General features: G+C 39.8%; 15 protein-coding genes. 10 read left to right on the top strand and 5 right to left on the bottom strand.

The genetic code is table 11. From position 1 onward, the window contains the following. The first annotated feature begins 2 nt into the window (after positions 1–2). The 3 genes from WSC_RS24005 to WSC_RS0106895 are packed head-to-tail and all read left to right on the top strand — an operon-like array spanning position 3 to position 5,674. Positions 3–4,142, top strand: a complete 4,140-nt coding sequence (locus tag WSC_RS24005; RefSeq protein WP_016955191.1) for a Calx-beta domain-containing protein — start codon at positions 3–5, stop codon at positions 4,140–4,142. A gap of 15 nt (positions 4,143–4,157) precedes the next feature. Next, positions 4,158–4,751 carry a hypothetical protein gene (locus WSC_RS0106900; RefSeq protein ID WP_016955190.1) on the top strand — a complete coding sequence of 198 codons (594 nt, stop codon included), beginning with the start codon at positions 4,158–4,160 and terminating at the stop codon, positions 4,749–4,751. Continuing rightward, positions 4,751–5,674: a peptidylprolyl isomerase gene (locus WSC_RS0106895; RefSeq protein ID WP_016955189.1), complete on the top strand. Its 924-nt coding sequence runs from the start codon at positions 4,751–4,753 to the stop codon at positions 5,672–5,674. Before WSC_RS0106900 ends, WSC_RS0106895 begins: the two co-directional genes overlap by 1 nt. 20 nt (positions 5,675–5,694) lie before the next feature. Here the strand turns inward: WSC_RS0106895 and WSC_RS0106890 are convergent, their stop codons facing one another. Both WSC_RS0106890 and rpoH read right to left on the bottom strand, forming a co-directional pair. Then, positions 5,695–5,952, bottom strand: coding sequence for a YkgJ family cysteine cluster protein (locus WSC_RS0106890; RefSeq protein ID WP_016955188.1), 258 nt, complete (start codon positions 5,950–5,952; stop codon positions 5,695–5,697). Between the two features lie 102 nt (positions 5,953–6,054). After that, complete coding sequence (rpoH, locus tag WSC_RS0106885) at positions 6,055–6,918, bottom strand: RNA polymerase sigma factor RpoH (RefSeq protein ID WP_016955187.1); 864 nt, start codon at positions 6,916–6,918, stop codon at positions 6,055–6,057. 357 nt (positions 6,919–7,275) lie between these two features. On the opposite strand from rpoH, the gene WSC_RS0106880 reads away from it, so the two are divergent. Continuing rightward, a complete protein-coding gene (locus WSC_RS0106880) occupies positions 7,276–8,502 on the top strand; it encodes an EAL and HDOD domain-containing protein (protein ID WP_026016709.1) in 1,227 nt (408 codons plus the stop codon). A gap of 7 nt (positions 8,503–8,509) precedes the next feature. On the opposite strand, the gene speA is transcribed toward WSC_RS0106880, so the two are convergent. Continuing rightward, positions 8,510–10,402 (bottom strand): biosynthetic arginine decarboxylase, encoded by a 1,893-nt coding sequence (speA, locus tag WSC_RS0106875; protein WP_016955185.1) that lies wholly within the window; start codon positions 10,400–10,402, stop codon positions 8,510–8,512. A gap of 115 nt (positions 10,403–10,517) precedes the next feature. Here speA and speE point away from each other — a divergent pair, with 115 nt between their 5' ends. Then, positions 10,518–11,384: a polyamine aminopropyltransferase gene (gene speE, locus WSC_RS0106870; protein ID WP_016955184.1), complete on the top strand. Its 867-nt coding sequence runs from the start codon at positions 10,518–10,520 to the stop codon at positions 11,382–11,384. Here the strand turns inward: speE and WSC_RS22065 are convergent. Continuing rightward, positions 11,367–12,644, bottom strand: coding sequence for a GAK system CofD-like protein (locus WSC_RS22065; protein ID WP_157447211.1), 1,278 nt, complete (start codon positions 12,642–12,644; stop codon positions 11,367–11,369). The genes speE and WSC_RS22065 overlap by 18 nt on opposite strands. Before the next feature lie 117 nt (positions 12,645–12,761). On the opposite strand from WSC_RS22065, the gene proB reads away from it, so the two are divergent. From proB to prlC, 4 genes are all read left to right on the top strand, one after another. Further along, on the top strand, positions 12,762–13,862 hold the full coding sequence (gene proB / locus WSC_RS0106860; RefSeq protein ID WP_016955182.1) for a glutamate 5-kinase: 1,101 nt from the start codon (positions 12,762–12,764) through the stop codon (positions 13,860–13,862). Positions 13,863–13,879: 17 nt separating this feature from the next. Further along, entirely contained in the window at positions 13,880–15,130 is a 1,251-nt protein-coding gene (locus WSC_RS0106855) for a glutamate-5-semialdehyde dehydrogenase (protein WP_016955181.1), read from the top strand. A 224-nt stretch (positions 15,131–15,354) separates the two neighbouring features. After that, positions 15,355–15,609, top strand: a complete 255-nt coding sequence (locus WSC_RS0106850; protein ID WP_016955180.1) for a hypothetical protein — start codon at positions 15,355–15,357, stop codon at positions 15,607–15,609. Between the two features lie 181 nt (positions 15,610–15,790). Beyond that, the gene (gene prlC, locus WSC_RS0106845) at positions 15,791–17,839 is read left to right on the top strand and encodes an oligopeptidase A (RefSeq protein WP_016955179.1); all 2,049 of its coding nucleotides are present in this window, start codon (positions 15,791–15,793) and stop codon (positions 17,837–17,839) included. A gap of 178 nt (positions 17,840–18,017) precedes the next feature. On the opposite strand, the gene WSC_RS0106840 is transcribed toward prlC, so the two are convergent. Continuing rightward, positions 18,018–18,572 carry a YfaZ family outer membrane protein gene (locus tag WSC_RS0106840; protein WP_157447210.1) on the bottom strand — a complete coding sequence of 185 codons (555 nt, stop codon included), beginning with the start codon at positions 18,570–18,572 and terminating at the stop codon, positions 18,018–18,020. Positions 18,573–18,767: 195 nt separating this feature from the next. Between WSC_RS0106840 and moaE the strand changes: the two genes are divergently transcribed. Next, a complete protein-coding gene (gene moaE, locus WSC_RS0106835) occupies positions 18,768–19,226 on the top strand; it encodes a molybdopterin synthase catalytic subunit MoaE (RefSeq protein ID WP_016955177.1) in 459 nt (152 codons plus the stop codon). Positions 19,227–19,268: the final 42 nt, after the last annotated feature.

Raw genomic sequence — 19,268 nt, 5'->3', positions numbered from 1 at the left:
TTATGAAGACGCTAATTCACTTGCCAATAAAAGTTTTAATAGCTGTTTTATGTAGCTTAGTTTTTTGGGTGGAAGCACAAGTACCTGAACCTCAAGTAACCTTATACGGACAAGTATTTAACCGTTACCAAGGCATAGAAACTCGCTTGAGTTCAGGCAACTTAGTTTGGCAGATCAAAGCCGACGATGGTTCAGGGAAATTGTTAACTTATGCAACGAGTTTACAGCCATTAGCTGATGGGGTTTATGATTATAGGTTAGATATCCCACAGAGGTTGTTAGAGCAAGCTATTACGCCGTCGTTAACCACTGAATTTGCTGATGCAAATACCATAGCGGTTGGTGAAGATGAGCAAGATTTTAGTCATAATTTAATTGCGATTGATAATGTTAGAACTTACATACTTAATTCTAACCAAACGCAACTTAGTTTAAGTCAATTGCAACGCTCTCAGCATATCCAAATTGATTTGCATGTGTCTAAACCACCGAGTGATGTTGATGGTGACGGTTTACCTGATAGTTGGGAGTTGGCATTTTTCGGCGATACAACTTTAGCGTCTGCGAGCGGTGATGAAGACGAAGATGGTTTGACTAATTTGGAGGAGTACCACTTATCCAGTGATCCTCGTGCTGGTAGCGGTGACAACCGAATACCAACCTTAATTCATGCACAAATATCTATCACAGAACAAGGTTATACGCTGTTCCAACCTAGCATTTTAGACAGCGACACGCTAGATACTGAAATAGACGTGGCGTTCAGCCAGATTAGCGACAGTTTACAACTGAGTTATCTAGCGGGTGGCAGTTTAACTCTTTCAACCGATACAGTATTAACTGCAGGTGATACGGTCAAATTAAGTGATTTGTTAACTGGCCATATTGTCGTTAAACATATGCCGGAGTCGGTTGATGCACAATCGACCGAAGGGCAAGTTTTTACTGTGAGTATGGCGGTAAACGACAAAGACAACGATGTAGTTGCCATGAATATTGACGTAGCTGTGGTTAAACCGAATGACAATCAAGCTACTAAATTTCAGATGTGGCTAGATGCGACGGTCGATCAGAGTTTGTTTAGCAGCTATTACAATCCGGATGAAGAATACACTGAAGACGCAGATGAAGAATGGTACGGGCGTAGTGATCGTGGTGAGTTAGATTTAATCCATCATATTGACCAAACTGGTTGGGAATGGGCTGATGTTAAAACTAGCTTACAAGGTCCGAATGGTGAGCAGACGATTGAATTAGATGGCAGCCATTATTTTGAGTCTTGGGCTGAAGAAGAGAATGATACTGTTGCTGAAATTCCATTCCATTTTAATGACGAACTAGCCTATTTTGCGGTATTTAAATCACGTAGTGATACGGCGCAAATTTTAACTCATGATACTCAAGCTGAAATTGCCCTGACAGCGTCGGATGACCCATATTATCCAAGCCGTTTGAGATTTTCTCGCGAAGGTTACGAATCCATTTATGGCACTAGGGCTGTTGCTAAAGATTGGTCAGTCGTTTCGCTATTTGTTGCTGATGGTGCTGCTATGTTAGAGCTAAATGGCCGTGATTCTGGTTTTAGTTATGCAAGTGCGCATGCGGGTTCAGAAGATCCCTCAAATGTGACTTGGGGAACAAGCCGCACTATTGGCGGCAAAATGATTGGCAGCGCGAATGACGAAAATTATCAAATGCTTCATCCATTCAAAGGTAGTTTAGGTGAAGTATTAATGCTTAATTGTGGCGACTGCAAAGCAGAAAAATGGCGAGTTTATGCTTATCTATACAGTAAGTGGTTTGACTATGTGGTGATTGATCATTCACAAACTACTTATGCTGTTAATGCTCAGTCGTCGTTAGCAAGTTACATTGGCGTACCAACCGACGAGAGTGGGAATTATTCGTCCCTTGATGAAGCTTTATATGAGCTAGGCGACAATTTAAACGATTTTATTCAAACGGCAGAGCAAACTTATCTAAATCAATTTGGCGAAGACAAAGCTTATGTATTTATCGGTGGTACAGCACACAATAAATTTATTGGTGGTAGCCAAGATGACATACTTGTCTCGGGACGTGGTAGCGATTGGTTAACGGGTTTAGCCGGAGCAGATTTATTTGTGGTCAGTAATAATGCAACTGTCGTTGATTTTAATGAAACAGAAGACGTATTAGATTTAACTCAGTTGTTTGATGTTGAAGACCCAAATATTCCATTAAATAAATATATTCGATTTGAAACAGATGCCTATGACTCTTACTTATTTGTTGATGCGAATGGGGACGGTAGCGGCTACACGGATGCAACCGTCGTATTATCGAATATCGCCATTCGCAACAACGAAATTGCTAAACTTTGGGCGCAAGGTGTATTGCAAACAGGTGTTGTCAGGCCAGAGCTAGAGCTAAATTTAGCTATTGCATCTCAAGACGGATTAGAAGAAAGAATTCAAAATAGTGTAGAGTTTGTATTACAAACAAATGGTACGCCTTTGCCTAAAGGTTTATCTGTACCTATTGCGTTAGAAGGTAGCGCAGAATTTGGCAAAGACTACAAGCTAGAATATGCTGAATTTACCGGTAATGCAGCTGCAGATGAGCCTTATCAATGGAAGGAACTGCTCACCAATGGAATTCCTCTTAATGTGGCGAGTGCAGATTCGCAGATTAAATTGCGCATTACGCCAATCAAAGACAATGTCGCTGAAGTAGACGAACAAGTTCAATTGAGATTGATGCCTTTGAGTGCCTATAAATTAGGACAAAATGCTCAAGCTTCTTTTGTTATTAGTGATGGTTTGCCTGAAATTTCGGTTATAGCTAGTAACACCAGTTTGATTGAAGGATTAGACAAAGCTGCTCAAGTGACATTTAGTCGTAATGGTTCACTAAATGTGCCGCTCAAAGTTCAACTAGAGATTGTTGGTTCAGCGAGCAATGGTGTTGATTATGGGTTTATCAGCAAAGAAATTACTTTTGCGCAAGGCCAGCAGCAAACCAGTATCGAAATTTTGCCTTATGCTGACTCTCAAGCGGAAAGCACTGAATTTATTGAGATTGCTATAGCTATCTCACCGAATTATGAAATATCTGATTTGTCGAGTGTGCGTGTGGGGATTTTCGAGACTGATGCTGTTGTTGATAGTGATGGTGACGGCATGGATGACATGTGGGAAATTGAACATGGCCTCGATTTTAATAAAAACGATAAGTTTTTAGATGCTGATGGTGATGGTTTGGTCAACATTAAAGAATACTCACTGGGGTTAAATCCAACTTCAAGCGATACAGATAATGATGGAATTGCAGATAAACTCGATAGGTCACCTGATGATGCTTCTGATACTACCCAAATTGATAGTGTTGGGACTCAGCATATTTACGCTGGTGCAAAACAAATTGCAACTTTAGCTAGTGATGTATTTACCTTGCATATTCATACTAAAGCTTTACTTGATAGTGGCGCGACAGCTTCTGGTTTAGATGGTTTAGGTGTGCGTATCCACTACAACAGTCAGCTAGTTAAATTTGATAGTTTTTCCAATATTTATGCAACAGACTTTGTCTTTGAGACATTGACACCGGTACAAGATTTTGCTGATTTTGACTATGATTCTCGTACCGACAGTTATGTGGAGCTACGTTGGTCTAAGTTGACTTCTGATTGGCTCGCACCTAATAAAGCCTTAGCCGGCATAAACTTTACTGTACTGGCTCAGCCAACCCAGAATAGTAAAATTAATTTTAGCGCGAGTCAGTTAAGCGTAGGTTATGAGTTGGCTACTCAGCCTGTTATCGTGATGCAAGCCAGCCCGAATAAACTCGACTTGAATAATGATGGTCAGTCTACTGCCAATAAAGAAGCTTTGGCTGTGATGCGTTATATGACGGGACTCAGAGGCGATAAAGTTAAACAAGATGTTGCAACTACGGCCTTAGATAATCAGTTATCCCAACTTATGCAATATATGGATTTAGACGCCGACGGTGAAATCAATGCGTTAACAGATGGTTTACTGTTGTCGCGCTGTATAGCTGGCTATCAGGGGGATGCCCTAGTTGAAGGGATTATTAATAGTCAGTCAGGTCGAAAATTGCCTGAGTCTATCTTACAAATTTGCCGTCAATTTACCGAATAATAGGGGCTTAGTGAAATGAATAAACATTATTTGTCACTTATTTTGATTTCCTGCTTGGGTCTAGTTGCTTGTGGTGGCGGAGATAATAGTTATAAAGTCGATAATGGAGCTGGCAACGGCAACCCGCCGCCTGATCCGGTTGAGCCAGAAACACCGGTAGAAGGCGATACACTGCTGCAGAAAGTATATACAGATTCTAATCAACTGACTGTGGTGCAAGGTGCAGATTTTGACTTACCTCTAGTTTATTTAACTGAGCCAGAAAAAACTCAGCTTGCTGGCATTGGTTTCAGAGTGCATTGGTCTAGCCAGTATTTGAATTTCAAAGATACAAGTGAGTTATATACGAGTAGTTTATTGGGGGTTGGTGATGTTGAGGTCGATTCCGATGACTTAGACCAAGACCCAACAACAGATAGGTATATTGTCTTGTCTTGGGCAAACTTCCCCGAAGGCAAGTGGCCGACAGTTGCTGAGCTGCCGCTTAACTTGACCAATGCTAAATTTAACGCTGTGTTACAAGGTGATACCCGAGTTAACTTTACCGCTTCAGCATTAGCCAGTGGTTATCAATTCAGTGCTAATGCAGTTGCAGTTAAGGTGCAATAATGAAGTTGTGGTATTCACATATTGCATGTGTATTGTTCGGTGGCTGTCTTGTTTGGGTTGGCCAAAATGCTTTTCACCAGCCCGAATTATTTCAGCCAATTGTTGCTAAGGTGGGTGAACAAAGTATTACCGTTGCGGAATTTAAACAAACTTTGCAACTGCGTGGTGGTGTTCATGCTCCACAAGTTGAACTTGATAAGCTGTTAGATGAAATGGTGTTGAATGCGGCTATTGTTCACTATGCTAAGGATTTTAATCAAGACAAGTTGTTTGACTATCAATACGCGGCAAATAACTTATTAATTGGGCAAATTAAACAGCAAGTACTTCAACCTAAATTTGAAAAAATCTCAGTTTCGTCTGAGGAAATTAAACAATATTACCATCAAAATCCAAACGAATTTATTCAACCTGAAAAGGCTAAAATTGCAATAATTTTTCAGCGTTTTAATGGTGATAGAGCCAAACAGAAAATACAGTTGCAGCAAGCACGTGACAGTTTAATCAATCAATTAGATAGTGATGATTTTGGCGGATATGCAATTGAGCTTTCAGATGATCAGGCAAGTCGTTATCGTGGTGGGCAAGTCGGTTGGGTGTTTAAAAACCAAGCTAGTTATTTACCAGATGAGATTGTCGCTAAAGCTTTTGTGTTAGAAGAAGGTGAAGTATCCAAGGTCATTGAAACGAACAAAGGCTTGTATTTGCTGCGTGTACTAGATAAAACTCAAGCTGAGGTAAAACCGCTTAAACAAGTTGAGGCGCAAATTCGGCATAGTTTAGTTAAATATAAACAACAGCAAGCAGTTGATGATTTTGAGCAGTTGATGTTGGCCAATGTAACAGTAGAAAAATATTTAAATAATCTACCCAGCAGCTCAAAAGGGTCAAGTTCAGTTGAGAAACCACCTATATTCAATTAACCTGAACTTTGGATATTTTATTACGGATTACCGGTTAAACCTTCAAGGTCGGATATTATACGTAATGCTTGCTCGGCACTGCTTCCACAAATCTGTGGTTCAGCTTTAAATTGTAGGCAGACTTTAGGTCTTTGTGGTTGGCCAAAAATTTTGCATAAATTGTTATCGTCAAGTTGCACGCAGCGCACACCCGCAGGTTTGCCATTTGGCATTCCTGGAATTGGGCTAGAGATTGATGGTGCGATACAACAAGCGCCACAACCCGGATTACATTGCATTAATTCGCCTTTAATAAATTTACTATCGCCAAAAACGACAATAGCCGGAAAACCGGCTATTGCAACACATACATGTATGTTGAATTATAAAATGACTGAAATTTATAACTCACCCATAGCATTACGGAGTTTTTTCATCGCGTTAGCTTCGAGCTGACGAACACGCTCGGCAGAAACACTGTATTTTTCAGCCAATTCTTGCAGCGTTAATTTGTTGCCATCGTCTAACCAACGCGTACGAATAATGTCTTGGCTACGCTCATCTAAGGTTTGAATAGCGTGCAACAAGCGGTTATTTGCGTGATTATCCCACTGGTTGTTTTCAACATGCATTGCAACATCAGATGACGAATCTTCTAAATATTGCGCTGGGGCAAAACTGGTGCTTTCGTCATCATCATTGGTTAAATCAAAAGCTGTATCTTGGTTGCTCATACGGCTTTCCATTTCAAGCACTTCTGAGCGGCTTACACCTAAATCATTCGCTACTTTATCAACTTCAGCGTTATTAAACCAACCTAAACGTTTTTTCGATTTACGTAGGTTAAAGAACAATTTACGTTGGGCTTTTGTGGTTGCAACTTTAACGATACGCCAATTTTTTAATACGTACTCGTGGATTTCAGCTTTGATCCAATGTACGGCAAAAGAGACTAGACGCACACCAACTGATGGATCAAAACGTCTAACTGCTTTCATCAAGCCTACATTACCTTCTTGGATTAGGTCTGCTTGTGGCAAGCCATAACCCGAGTAGCTTTTGGCAATGTGCACAACAAAACGCAAATGCGACATGATAAGTTGTTGTGCAGCTTCTAAATCGCCGTCGTTAAATAATCGTTCGCCTAAGCTTTTTTCTTGCTCAGCGGTTAATACAGGAATGCTATTTACGCTTTGGATATAAGAATCCAGACTACCCGTTTGTGGGGTCAACATTAATGCTGTAGATGTAGATGACGTTGTCATGAATCACTCCAGTCCGGTTACCTTGATGTCAATATTTTATCAATACCGTTTTTAACACTCAACAACCCAATATATAGGATTGCGACAATTTTTCTTCAAGGACCAATTAATCATTTAATAAGGTTATAACTGCTTTGTTAGAGCCAAGTCAACCAATTTTGTTCCAACAACATAACACACTAAAGTTAAGTTTTTATACAAGTGTGTTATATCAAATAGCATTAAGTTGGTAGTTGGTTATTTATTACACGCTAGATGGCTTTTATCGCACAATTTTCTGGCTATTCTACTGAACTGACATTAATCTGTAATGGAATGTTAAAAAAATAACCAAGTTGTATCTATTGAGAGTGGTTTATGTATTCTTATGTCGCGCGCCAAGCAATACTTAATGTGGATGAGGAAATCGTTGGATACGAATTATTATTTAGGGATGGAGTGGAGAATGCATTTCCAGATATATGCCCAGATCAGGCTACGTCACAAATATTAACTTCGAATCATTTAACCAAAGGGTTGGAATCAATCACGGATGGTAAATGCACCTATATTAATTTTTTTGAAGATACTTTAATTAACCGTTTTCCGACGTCATTAGACCCTAAAAGTGTTGTAATTGAAATTTTAGAAAGTGTCGAAATTAGTGAAGAGTTGCTTGATGCTTGCCGAGCATTAAAAAAGCAGGGATATAAGTTGGCATTAGATGACCATAACTTTGATCCTGTGTGGGATATTTTCCTGCCCTATATAGATACTATTAAAGTAGATGTCCGTCAGTTTAATATTTTACAAATTAGTAAATATGTACGCCGTATTGCTGGATTTGGCGTCAAACTGCTAGCTGAAAAAGTAGAAACCCGTGAGGAATTTGAGCAGCTAAAAACCTTAGGTTTTCAATATTATCAAGGGTATTTTTTTGCTCGTCCTGAGGTGCTGAAATCTAAACAAATTAAAGCGAATAAACTTAACTTGTTGCAGCTTATTTCACAAGCTAGTCGTATCGATATGGATATTGATAAAATCAGCCAAATTTTGGCGCAGGATGTTGCTTTATCTTATAAATTATTGCGTTTTATCAATAGTGCTGGTTTTAATTCCAATCAAAAAATTACTTCACTAAAACATGCCATTGTTTATATGGGCGAAGCTGAGGTTAAAAAGTTTATTTCTTTATTGGCCTTAGCTAATTTAAGCGGTGACAAACCAGATGAAATTATGGTGTTGTCGTTAGCGCGTGCACGTTTTTGTAGTCATATCGCACAGGCTCGGGGGGATGATGAAAATCCACCTATGGCCTTTCTAGTTGGCATGCTGAGTTTAGTTGATGCGCTGTTAGATGAAACTATGGATACGTTGGCGACCAAACTGCCTGTTGCAGATGAAATTAAGCAGGGATTAATTGAGCAGAAAGGGGTTTTAGGTTTGTATCTGAAATTGGCACTTAATTATGAAAAAGCGCAATGGGACGAAGCTGAAACTTTGTCTATGGCGATACGAGTGCCAATAAATGATATTCATGAATATTATCAAGAATCTTTGGCTTGGGCGGATAAAATTCGTAATGGCGAGCGGGGCGGCAAGTGAGCACAGGCTAGCTGCTGTGCTCATCTTCAAAATAGGTATAACCTTCAATGCCGGTTTTTAGCATTAAATAGTATTGGTCTTTTTGTTCTGGTGTTAGCTTAGATTGACTCAGTTGCGACATATAGTTTTCCAACAAATACGATTGTTGGAAGTGTACTGTTTTTAATGCAGTTTCTGCTGTATCACCATGGAGTACGTGGTTAATACGCATTTTTCCGGTTGCATCAAACTCTAAGTGCGCAGAGTCAGTGTCACCAAACAAGTTATGCATGTCACCCAAAATTTCTTGATAGGCACCCACCATGAATATACCAAGGTAGTAGGGATTGTCTGAATCAAATTTCGGCACTGGCAAGCTACTTTCAATCCCCATGCCGTCAGCATATTGCTTAATTTGTCCGTCTGAGTCACAAGTAATATCTTGAACGATAGCGCGTTCAGACAATTGTTGTGCCATATGACTTAAAGGCACAACAGGGAAAATTTGTTGAATACCCCAAGCATCTGGCAAAGATTGGAACAATGAGAAATTACAGAAAAGTTTGCATGCAAGTTTTTCATCTAATTCTACGCGTAATTCTCGGTGTGAACGCGCATTGTTATCTAGATTGTCTCTAACTATGTAGAGTATTGAAAAGTAGAAACTTTCAAATTCAGCCCAGTGAGTTAGCGAGATTAACCCTAGGGTAAACTTTTGTTGTGCTTCGGCGAAATAATGCACAGCATCGTGGTAGCATTCGATTGCTCGGCGTGGTGAAACACTTTCACTGAGTTTTATTAGCTCAACAGTTTCTGCTGGTGCATCGGCACTGGCAATAAAAGGTGCTGCAAGACGAACAGGTTGTTCGCTGTCGATGATATTAGATAAGAGTACTGCATGGTGTGCTGTCATAGCACGGCCAGATTCAGTAATAATGTTTGGTTCAACTACGCCATTGGCGTGACAGGTTTCGCTAATGCCGGCAACTATGTTGCGAGCATATTCGTGCATATCATAATTCATAGAGCATTGGCTGCGACTGCCGCTGCCTTCATAATCAACGCCTAAACCACCACCTACATCTAAGGTATCAACCGCCAAGCCCATATTCTTTAACTCAACGTAATAGCGCGCGCATTCTTTTATTGCGACTTGAATATCACGAATATTGGCAATTTGTGAACCAATATGAAAATGGATAAGTTGAAACAAGTGTGTTTGCTTGTGTTGTTTTAGTAGCTCGATTGCTTGCAATAATTGATGTGAAGTTAAACCAAATTTGCCTTTTTCACCGCCTGAATCTTGCCAGCGACCTTTACCGACTGTATTCAAACGAATACGAATGCCAATTGCAGGCGCCGCACCCATTTTTTCCGCTTCTTTTAATAAGGTTTTTAACTCGGATAATTTTTCAATAACAACATAAACTTGATGGCCCATTTGTTGACCAATAATCGCAAGTTGCAAAAATTCGCTGTCTTTATAACCGTTGCAGACAATTTTTAATGGTTCTGTTGTCGCACCTAAAATAGCCAATAATTCAGGTTTACTACCGGCTTCTAAGCCAATTTTTGGTGTGACCCTTAATAACTGTTCAACGACACTGTGCTGTTGGTTAACTTTAATTGGATATACAGCATGGTATTTGCCCGAATAATCATGCTGTGCAATTGCATCTTTAAAAGCTAACTGTAACGCTTGCACACGATCTCTGAGTATATCGGTAAAGCGCACTAAAATAGGTAAGCGTAAACCTGCTAGTTGAAGGTCGTGAACAATCTTATTAAAGGCGATCTGCAGTTGTGGTTTACCTTTGGGTTGGGCAACCAATTCACCTTGATTGTTGATGTCAAAATAACCATCACTCCAATTAGCGACGTTGTATATTTGTTTAGCGTGTTGAATCAAACTATCAGTCATTAGCGAATAAAATTGAGTCTTAACAAGTAAAACGAATAGTGTAATCTGATTATGCCGTATGAGCTATAATTGATTTAGTTTTTTAACTTTGTTTGGTTAATTTCAAGGGCATTGTATGGCGGACACTTCAACACAATATTGGTATTCAGATCAAAATCAAGCAATCGGAGCTGGCGTCGCTTTGAGGTTAAGGCATAAGGTTGTGGAAAAACAGTCGCCTTTTCAAAAAGTAGAAATTTTTCAAACAACGGATTTTGGTTATTTGATGGTGCTGGATGGTTGTACTAAGTTAAGTAGTCGCGATAGCTTTTTTTACCATGAGATGATGACACATCCTGCGTTGTTTAGTCACTCTCAGCCGCGAAATATTTTGATTGTAGGCGGAGGTGATTGTGGTTGTTTGCAACAGGTATTAAAACATCCTCAAGTAGAGCGAGTTACCCAAGTCGAGATGGATAGTCTAGTCACAGAGGTCGCCAAAAAGTATTTCCCAGAATTATCTACCAATACTCAAGATGACAGGGCGCGGCTTTTATTTGCCAATGGCGTTGATTATGTACGCGGATTAGCCAGTAATAGCTTTGATATTATTATTGTGGATTCAACGTACGCTGCAGGCTATAGCCAAGCTTTATACGAGCAAGACTTTTATCAAGCCTGTTTTGCTGCACTGACTGAGCACGGGGTGTTAGTTCAACAAAGTGGTTCGCCATTGCTACACCAACAACAGCTAAAAAACATCCGGGAAGATATGTTGCATGCAGGTTTTGTACAGTTGCAAACCTTGCTGTTTCCTCTGCCTATTTATCCCAGCGGCAATTGGTCGTGCACAACGGCAAACAAATCGACAGATTTCGCCAATGTTAGGGCCGCTGAAGCACAGCCTTTTTCTGAGCAATTACAGTATTATAGTCCTGATATTCATAAACTTTGCAGTCAATTACCGCAGTTTTTGGCTAAAGCGTTAACGGCACAAAGATAGTAATGCTTGGCTGAGTCTATGCGGATCATAAAAAGGACTCGATTGTTGGCTGACTAAAGGTAATATTTCAACTTCTATTCCAAGCTCTGATAGTTGTTGGTATTGTGCCGGAGTTAATTGATTTTGCGCATTTTTATCAATTAAAACTGTATTTAACACGGATGTAACAGGCATATTCTCGGACAACTCGCTGGTTAGATAATTTAACAAAGTTGTAATGCAATCGAATAAACTCATGCCAATTTGTTCTGGGTCGTCTTGTAAATTAGGTACATAGACTTTTTTGGCTTTGCTTTGGCTAATTGCTTTGCCTATTCCTTGGGTTAATAAGTTAGTTATTAAGCTCGAATAAAAACTACCAGGAGGGTAACAAATCAATCGTGCTTGTTTAACTGTATCTTTGACATGCTCAGGTGTTGCGCAAACCAGTGGTGATAGATACTCAGCACTGCTAGATAACTCAACTCGAGCAATTTTACTACGAATAGGCGATACTTCTTTACCGGTTAAATTATGTTGACCGAGAATAATTTGACCATTGGTTAAATGCGCCGCTAAATGACAATAATTATCCAGCATAGGTACAACTTGACCTTTTATTGCCAGTAATTGACTAAATTGGGCTATTGCTGCGGTTAAACTACGATTGTTAGTTAAGTAGGCTGCAGCAATACAGACATTACCAATACTAGTATTACGCAAATCAAAATCGTCAGGGATAACTTTAGCAAAATATTCTAAACAGCTTTGAATAGCGACTTTTTGTTGGCTATTGAGCTGGGCATACATAGGGTGATCACTGCTGCTAAATGCCCACAATGACTGGCGCAGCGTTGCAGGACTCCCTTGTTTAGCAAATCTTAATGCCATAATTCGCGTCATTGCGGCGACATCGACTCTGCTGTCATCAGCCAAAGCTAATAGTCGATTACGAATATCTCCAATTGCGGGCATTAAAAAACATTGGCGTAGTTTAGCTGTGCAGCCACCAGAATCTAACGTGGTTATAATATGGCTATGGTTTTGATTATAGTGTTTTAATGCTTGGCTAAATCCAGCTAACGCACTACCACCACTAAAAAACACCATTGAAGGTTGGTTGTAGTGTGGGCTGTGTTCAGTCTGGGTGATATTTTTTTCAGACGTTACATCAAATTTAATATGTGAATATTCTGGAAGCATGCTGTCACAATGTAAGTGTCTAACAATCATAATCGTTTCGCCATAATGCAACATAGATGGTTTGTAGTTAATTCGCAAGCAAATTTAACCTTGATTAAATTACCACCAATATCATATTAATTGTTATCGCCCCCTGCACCTAAAATCTGAATAAGGGTATAATGTTGTTTTTATATTTGAGTAGGTTGTCACAACATGAGTTGGTTTGACTGGCAAAGAGCGGTTATAAAAGTGGGCAGTGCACTAATAGCACCTGACGGAAAAGGCTGTAGTGGTCAGTTTTTGTTGCCCATAGCTCGTTATATTTCCGAATGCCGGTTACAAGGTAAAGAAATTGTTTTAGTCTCAAGTGGCAGTGTCGCGGCTGGGCGTGGCATTATTGCGCATAGTGGTATTCCATCTATTGCTGAAAAACAGGCTATGGCTGCTGTTGGGCAAACGCGCATGATGGCTAACTGGGCGCGTTTTTTTGATTTTCCTTGTGCTCAAATTTTATTAACTCATGATGATTTGGCCGATCGCCGCCGTTACGTCAATATTAAAAACACCATTCGAGAACTGTTAAACAATGGCATTTTACCTATAGTCAATGAAAACGACACAGTTGCGACACAAGAATTAAAAGTGGGGGATAACGACAACTTAGCCGCTTTAGTCTCACAAGTATCAGATGCGGATATGATGATGATATGCAGTGATATAGACGGTCTATTTACTGCCGACCCACGCAGTAACCCTGATGCTAAATTAATCCCAACTGTTGAAAGCATTACCCCTGAAATTTATGCACTTGCAGGTGGCACTACCAATAAAATAGCTACAGGCGGCATGCGCACTAAAATAGAAGCAGCCGAAAAAGCCACAGTTAATGGGGTACACACCTTAATTGTTAACGGAACCAAAGGCCAAGTATTTGATGCTTTGTTGCAACATGCACCACAAGGCACTTGGTTTAAACGTCAAGCTAGCCCGATAAAAGCGCGTAAACATTGGTTGCAATATACCTTAAAAGCACAAGGCGCAATCATAGTAGACAATGGTGCGGCAAATGCTTTGATTAACAAAGGCGCTTCTTTACTGAGCATTGGTATTAAAGAAACAGACAGCAGCTTTAATAAAGGTGATGCTGTTTATATTAAAGATTTAGCTGGCAAAACTTTAGCTAAAGGTATTTGTCAGTATAGTGATTTAGAGTTAGATAAAATTAAAGGATTACAAAGTCAAAAAATCATCCAAGTCTTGGGTTATTGCCCAAGTGATGTCATTATTCATAGAGATGATTTGGTGATCCTGTAACAAATAAAGGTATAAAGATGAGTTTTTCAATTGCACAAATGGCTAAAGATGCGCGTAAAGCGTCTTTCTCGGTTGCCAATTTGAGTACAGCGCAAAAAGATGCCGCATTATCGGCAATGGCGCAAAAATTAATTGAGCGCACAGAGTTAATTTTAACTGAAAACCAAAAAGATTTAGACGCAGGCAAACAAAACGGTTTGACCGATGCAATGATTGACCGTTTGCGTTTAACCCCTGAGCGAGTTAAAGATTTAGCTAATGCATTAATTGAAGTAACTACTTTACCCGATCCTGTTGGTACTGTGTCTGATTTAAAAATTAGACCAAATGGCATGCGTGTTGGTCGTATGCGTATACCACTAGGTGTAATTGCTATGATTTACGAAGCGCGCCCAAATGTAACAGCGGAAGCTGCAGCCTTGTGTTTGAAATCAGGCAATGCTGTGGTGTTACGTGGTGGTAAAGAAGCTTTGTTTTCTAACTTAGTGATTGCAAAGTGTTTGCATGAAGCTTTGGTTGAACAAAATATCGATCCAAATGCAATTTGTGTTGTGCCTGATCCTGATCGCGCCATTATGAATGAATTGATGACCTTATCAGATGATATCGACTTAATTATTCCACGTGGTGGCGAAGGTTTAATTCGTTTTGTTACTGAAAACAGCCGCATTCCTGTGATCCAGCATTTTAAAGGTGTGTGTCATTTATATATTGACCAAGATGCTGACAACAAGATGGCGTTGGATTTATTGTTGAATGGTAAAACCCAACGTACAGGTGTGTGTAATGCATTAGAAACCTTATTGGTTCATCAAGCTCAAGCGGATAGTTTTTTGCCAATTGCAGCTAATGCATTAGCCGAAAAAGGTGTGAAAATCCATGCTTGTGAAAAAAGCATAGGTTATTTTGCCGGTGCTGATTTGGCAACAGAAGATGACTGGCATGCAGAATACTTGGCTTTAGAAATTGCGGTACGTATCGTGGATGATTTTGATGCGGCAATTAGCCATTTAGAATCCTACAGCTCAGGCCATACTGAAGTGATTTGTACCCAAAGTTACCAAAGAGCTAACGAGTTTACGCGCCGAGTAAATAGCGCGGTTGTAATGGTGAATACATCATCACGTTTTTCTGATGGTGGCCAACTTGGTTTAGGTGCTGAAATTGGTATTTCAACCTCTAAATTGCATGCTTATGGCCCTATGGGTTTAGAAAGCCTAACTACACAGAAATTTATTGTACAGGGCGAAGGTCAGATCCGTCCTTAATCAATACCTCTTGCAAGCCGCAGCCGTGAATACTTGCGGCTGCTAACTTTACGTTTTTACTTTTCCTGCTCAAAATTGTTTTCTTTTTAAGCGAACCCACATTTCTCTAAGTTATTTTTTAAATTAATCCTTGTAATAATTTAAAAAATATTTAACATCCTTGTTACTTTTTTTGTGGTTAGATATTTGACCTAAATTTGATTTGGTAGAAAGTAGGAGATGTTATGTTGAAGCGCTTAGCAATTTTAGTTGCCTTGATAAGCATTTGCAGTGGATGCAGCAAAATAACCGCCGATAATTACAACAAAATTAAAGTTGGTATGGAGCTAGAAGAAGTTGAAGCAATAATTGGTACTGCGGATGAGTGCTCCGAAGTGATAGGCACTAAACAATGTGTTTGGGGTGACAACAAACGTAATATCAAAATTACTTTTGTCGCAGACGTCGCAACTCTAACTTTACAAAATGGCCTGAAATAACTTCACGCCACAGCCATTTTCTGTGTTTCAAGGTTTGCTTTTACGCAAACCTTTTTTGTTTATAGCTGCCTACAACTTATAAAAAGATCCGCTTACCTACCTTGTAATTTAGCTTCTTCAACCAAATAACTAAGAATAATATGGCTAGAGCTAACTAGCGTACAACAACAAAGGATCTTAAATGAGTAATCCATTATTATCTGAAGCGAGCTTACCGGAATTTTCCAATATTAAACCTGAGCATATTTTACCTGCGGTAGAGCAAGCGATAGCGGACTGCAAAGCAGTTATCGAGCAAGTGGTGCAACAATCAAATTATACATGGCAAAATTTTGTCCAACCTATTGATGAAGTAGACGACAAACTTAGTCGCATTTGGTCGCCAGTGTCACATTTGCATTCAGTTGCGGATAGCGAAGCGTTGCGCCAAGCATATGAAGCTTGTTTACCTTTGTTATCTGAGTACAGTACTTGGGTTGGCCAACATCAGGGGTTGTACCAAGCTTATCAACAAATAGCCGATAGCGAAGATTTTGTCGCTCTTTCTCAAGCGCAACAAAAAGCGATTAATGATGCGTTACGTGGTTTTAAATTATCCGGCGTGAGTTTACCGGATGAAAAGAAAAAGCGTTTTGGTGAAATTAGCCAAGCTTTGTCCGAGTTAACTACTAAGTTTTCTAACAATGTATTAGATGCAACCCAAGGCTGGCGCAAAGAAATCACTGACGAGCAACAATTAGCTGGTTTACCTGAAAGTGCGATTGCTGCTGCTAAACAAGCGGCGGAAGCAAAATCAGTTGATGGTTGGTTGTTTAATCTTGAATTCCCAAGCTATTTGCCTGTGATGATGTATGCTGATGATCGCAGTTTACGTGAAGAAATGTATCGTGCATTTGCCACGCGCGCGTCTGATCAAGGTCCAAATGCTGGCAAGTGGGACAATTCAGAGGTGATGCAGCAAATTCTTGAACTTAGATATGAAAAAGCGCAATTGCTCGATTTTGCTAGTTATGCCGACTTAAGTTTAGCGACTAAAATGGCGGAAAACCCACAGCAAGTGACTGACTTTTTATATGATTTAGCCAACAAAAGTAAAAAACAAGCACAAGCTGAACTAGCCGAGTTAATCGAGTTTGCCCGTGAGCAGCACAGCATAGACAAACTCGAAGCTTGGGATATGAGTTATTACGCTGAGAAGCTAAAGCAGCAAAAATACTCAATTTCAGACGAAGTGTTGCGCCCATACTTCCCTGAAGAAAAAGTTATTAGTGGCTTATTTGCCACAGCACAGCGTTTATTCTCGATTGAAATTAAACCAAGAGAGGGTGTGCAAACTTGGCATGAATCTGTGCGTTTCTACGATATTTTCTCAGAAGACGGCCAGTTGAAAGGCAGTTTTTATTTTGACTTATATGCGCGTGAAGGCAAACGCGGTGGGGCATGGATGGATGTGTGTGTTGGGCAAATGCGTAAAAACGATGGTGATTTACAATTACCAGTTGCGTATTTAACCTGTAATTTCAACAAACCTGTTGGTGATAAACCAGCGTTATTCACGCACAACGAAGTAGAAACTTTATTCCACGAATTTGGCCATGGTTTACACCATATGTTAACCAAAGTGGATGTAAGTGCTGTTGCCGGTATTAATGGTGTAGCTTGGGATGCAGTCGAGTTACCAAGTCAGTTTTTAGAAAACTGGTGTTGGCAGCCTGAAGCACTTGGATTTATCTCAGGCCACTTTGAAACCGGCGAATCTTTACCACAAGATTTGTTAGATAAAATGTTGGCAGCGAAAAATTTCCAGTCGGCTATGATGATGATGCGCCAGTTAGAGTTTTCATTATTTGATTTTGAATTGCACCATGAGTTTAAACCTAATATTGGTTTTGATATTCAGCAAAAAGTAAATCAAGTTCGAGAAACTGTCGCTGTGGTTCGACCGCCTGAATTTAATCGTTTCCAACATAGTTTTAGCCATATTTTTGCCGGCGGTTATGCTGCGGGTTACTATAGTTACAAATGGGCTGAAGTATTATCCAGTGATGCTTTTTCGCGCTTTGAAGAAGAAGGTATCTTCAATGCTAAAACAGGCCATGATTTCTTAGAGCACATCTTACAAAAAGGTGGTTCGCAGGAGCCTATGGAATTGTTTAAAGCTTTTAGAGGGCGAGAGCCTAAAGTAGATGCTTTGTTACGCCATAGTGGCATTGAAGTTGAAGCAGCTTAGATATTGCTGCTCGACAAAGTGCAATCAAGCCTAGCTGAAGCATAATTTTTAAAAACGCGGTAAATCCATCCTTGGACGCTCCGCTTTATCATCCCTGATAAAGAGGTTTTAAAAATTAGCATTCAGCTAGACTCCGCTAAACACTTTTATCGTTTGCAATGGTGCGTAGCGGTGTAGCTTAAAACTGAAACTCAAAACCTAAATGTAAGCCTTTATCTAAACTAACATTTCTACCATTTTCAATATTAACTTGGATTCGGCGGTAACCCGCAAAAAACGCACCATTGGGCAATAATTGGTAGCTTACTCGCAAGTTTAAGTCTGTTTGATAATCAATATCGTCACTAGCGGTAATACCAGGGGCATAGAAAAACTCAGCTAACAATGAAATGTTTTTAGCATTTGGTACTTGGTATTCAGCATACCCACCTAAGGCAAATGCCTGCATGTTTTCATCGTTAACGTCGTTAAAATAAAGTTTGCCACCTAAACCTGCGGTTACATTTTCTATTTCTTGTACAGGCCCTGCAACAACAGCGCTTACAGCAAATAGGTTTGCATCATCATCTGTAGCTATACCTGTTGCGGTAATTCGTGCGTTTTGCACTAATTTATCTGAACTTATTTCGGCTTTAAACGCATCATTACTGATATCTGCAGTTAGATAGTTAGCTGCAACAGAGTGACTGACTAAAAGAGATGCGCAAAGTGTGGTTAGAGAATATTTCATCATCTGATCCTTATTCCTTATGTTATAGCGCGCATGATATACAAGCGGTATGAATAGTCAAAGGCAAAACTATGAAATGTGATGTTATGCAGAGAATGTTTATCTTTGTGGTGTCTCAATAATTTATCGAATATCACAACATTGCGCATAAATAGCGTTAAAATGAGGTTTATTAGTATCTGATAAGAGCGGGCTAACATGAATGACTTAATCAAAGTTCAAAACAACGACTTTAGTGTCGCAGAACAATATCAACAGCTGATTGAAAATAACCAACAAGATGGTGCAGTAGTATTTTTTGTCGGGTTAGTGCGCGACTTCAACCAGCAACAAAGTATTAAGAGTTTAACGCTAGAGCATTATCCAGCAATGACAGAAAAAGTGCTCAAACAAATAGTGGCACAAGCGCGCGAAAAATGGTCGTTAGGCCGTGTTGCAGTGGTGCATAGAGTGGGCACAATGCAACTCGGTGAACAAATTGTATTTGTTGGAGTCACTAGTCAACATAGGCAAGCGGCTTTCGAAGCTGGGCAATTCATTATGGACATACTCAAAACCCAAGCGCCGTTTTGGAAAAAAGAGCAAACCGAGCAGGGCAGTCATTGGGTTGATGCGAAAGAAAGTGATCAAGCGCAAGCACAGAATTGGTTGAAATAGTCTTTATTTAGCTTTTAATTTTTTCATATAGTCGCAGCGTTA

The sequence above is a fragment of the Catenovulum agarivorans YM01 genome (assembly GCF_000281085.1).
In the GTDB taxonomy this organism is placed as follows: Bacteria; Pseudomonadota; Gammaproteobacteria; order Enterobacterales; family Alteromonadaceae; genus Catenovulum; species Catenovulum agarivorans.
The sequence above is the reverse complement of the archived record's forward strand: the minus strand, read 5'-3'. Positions and strand labels throughout refer to the sequence as shown.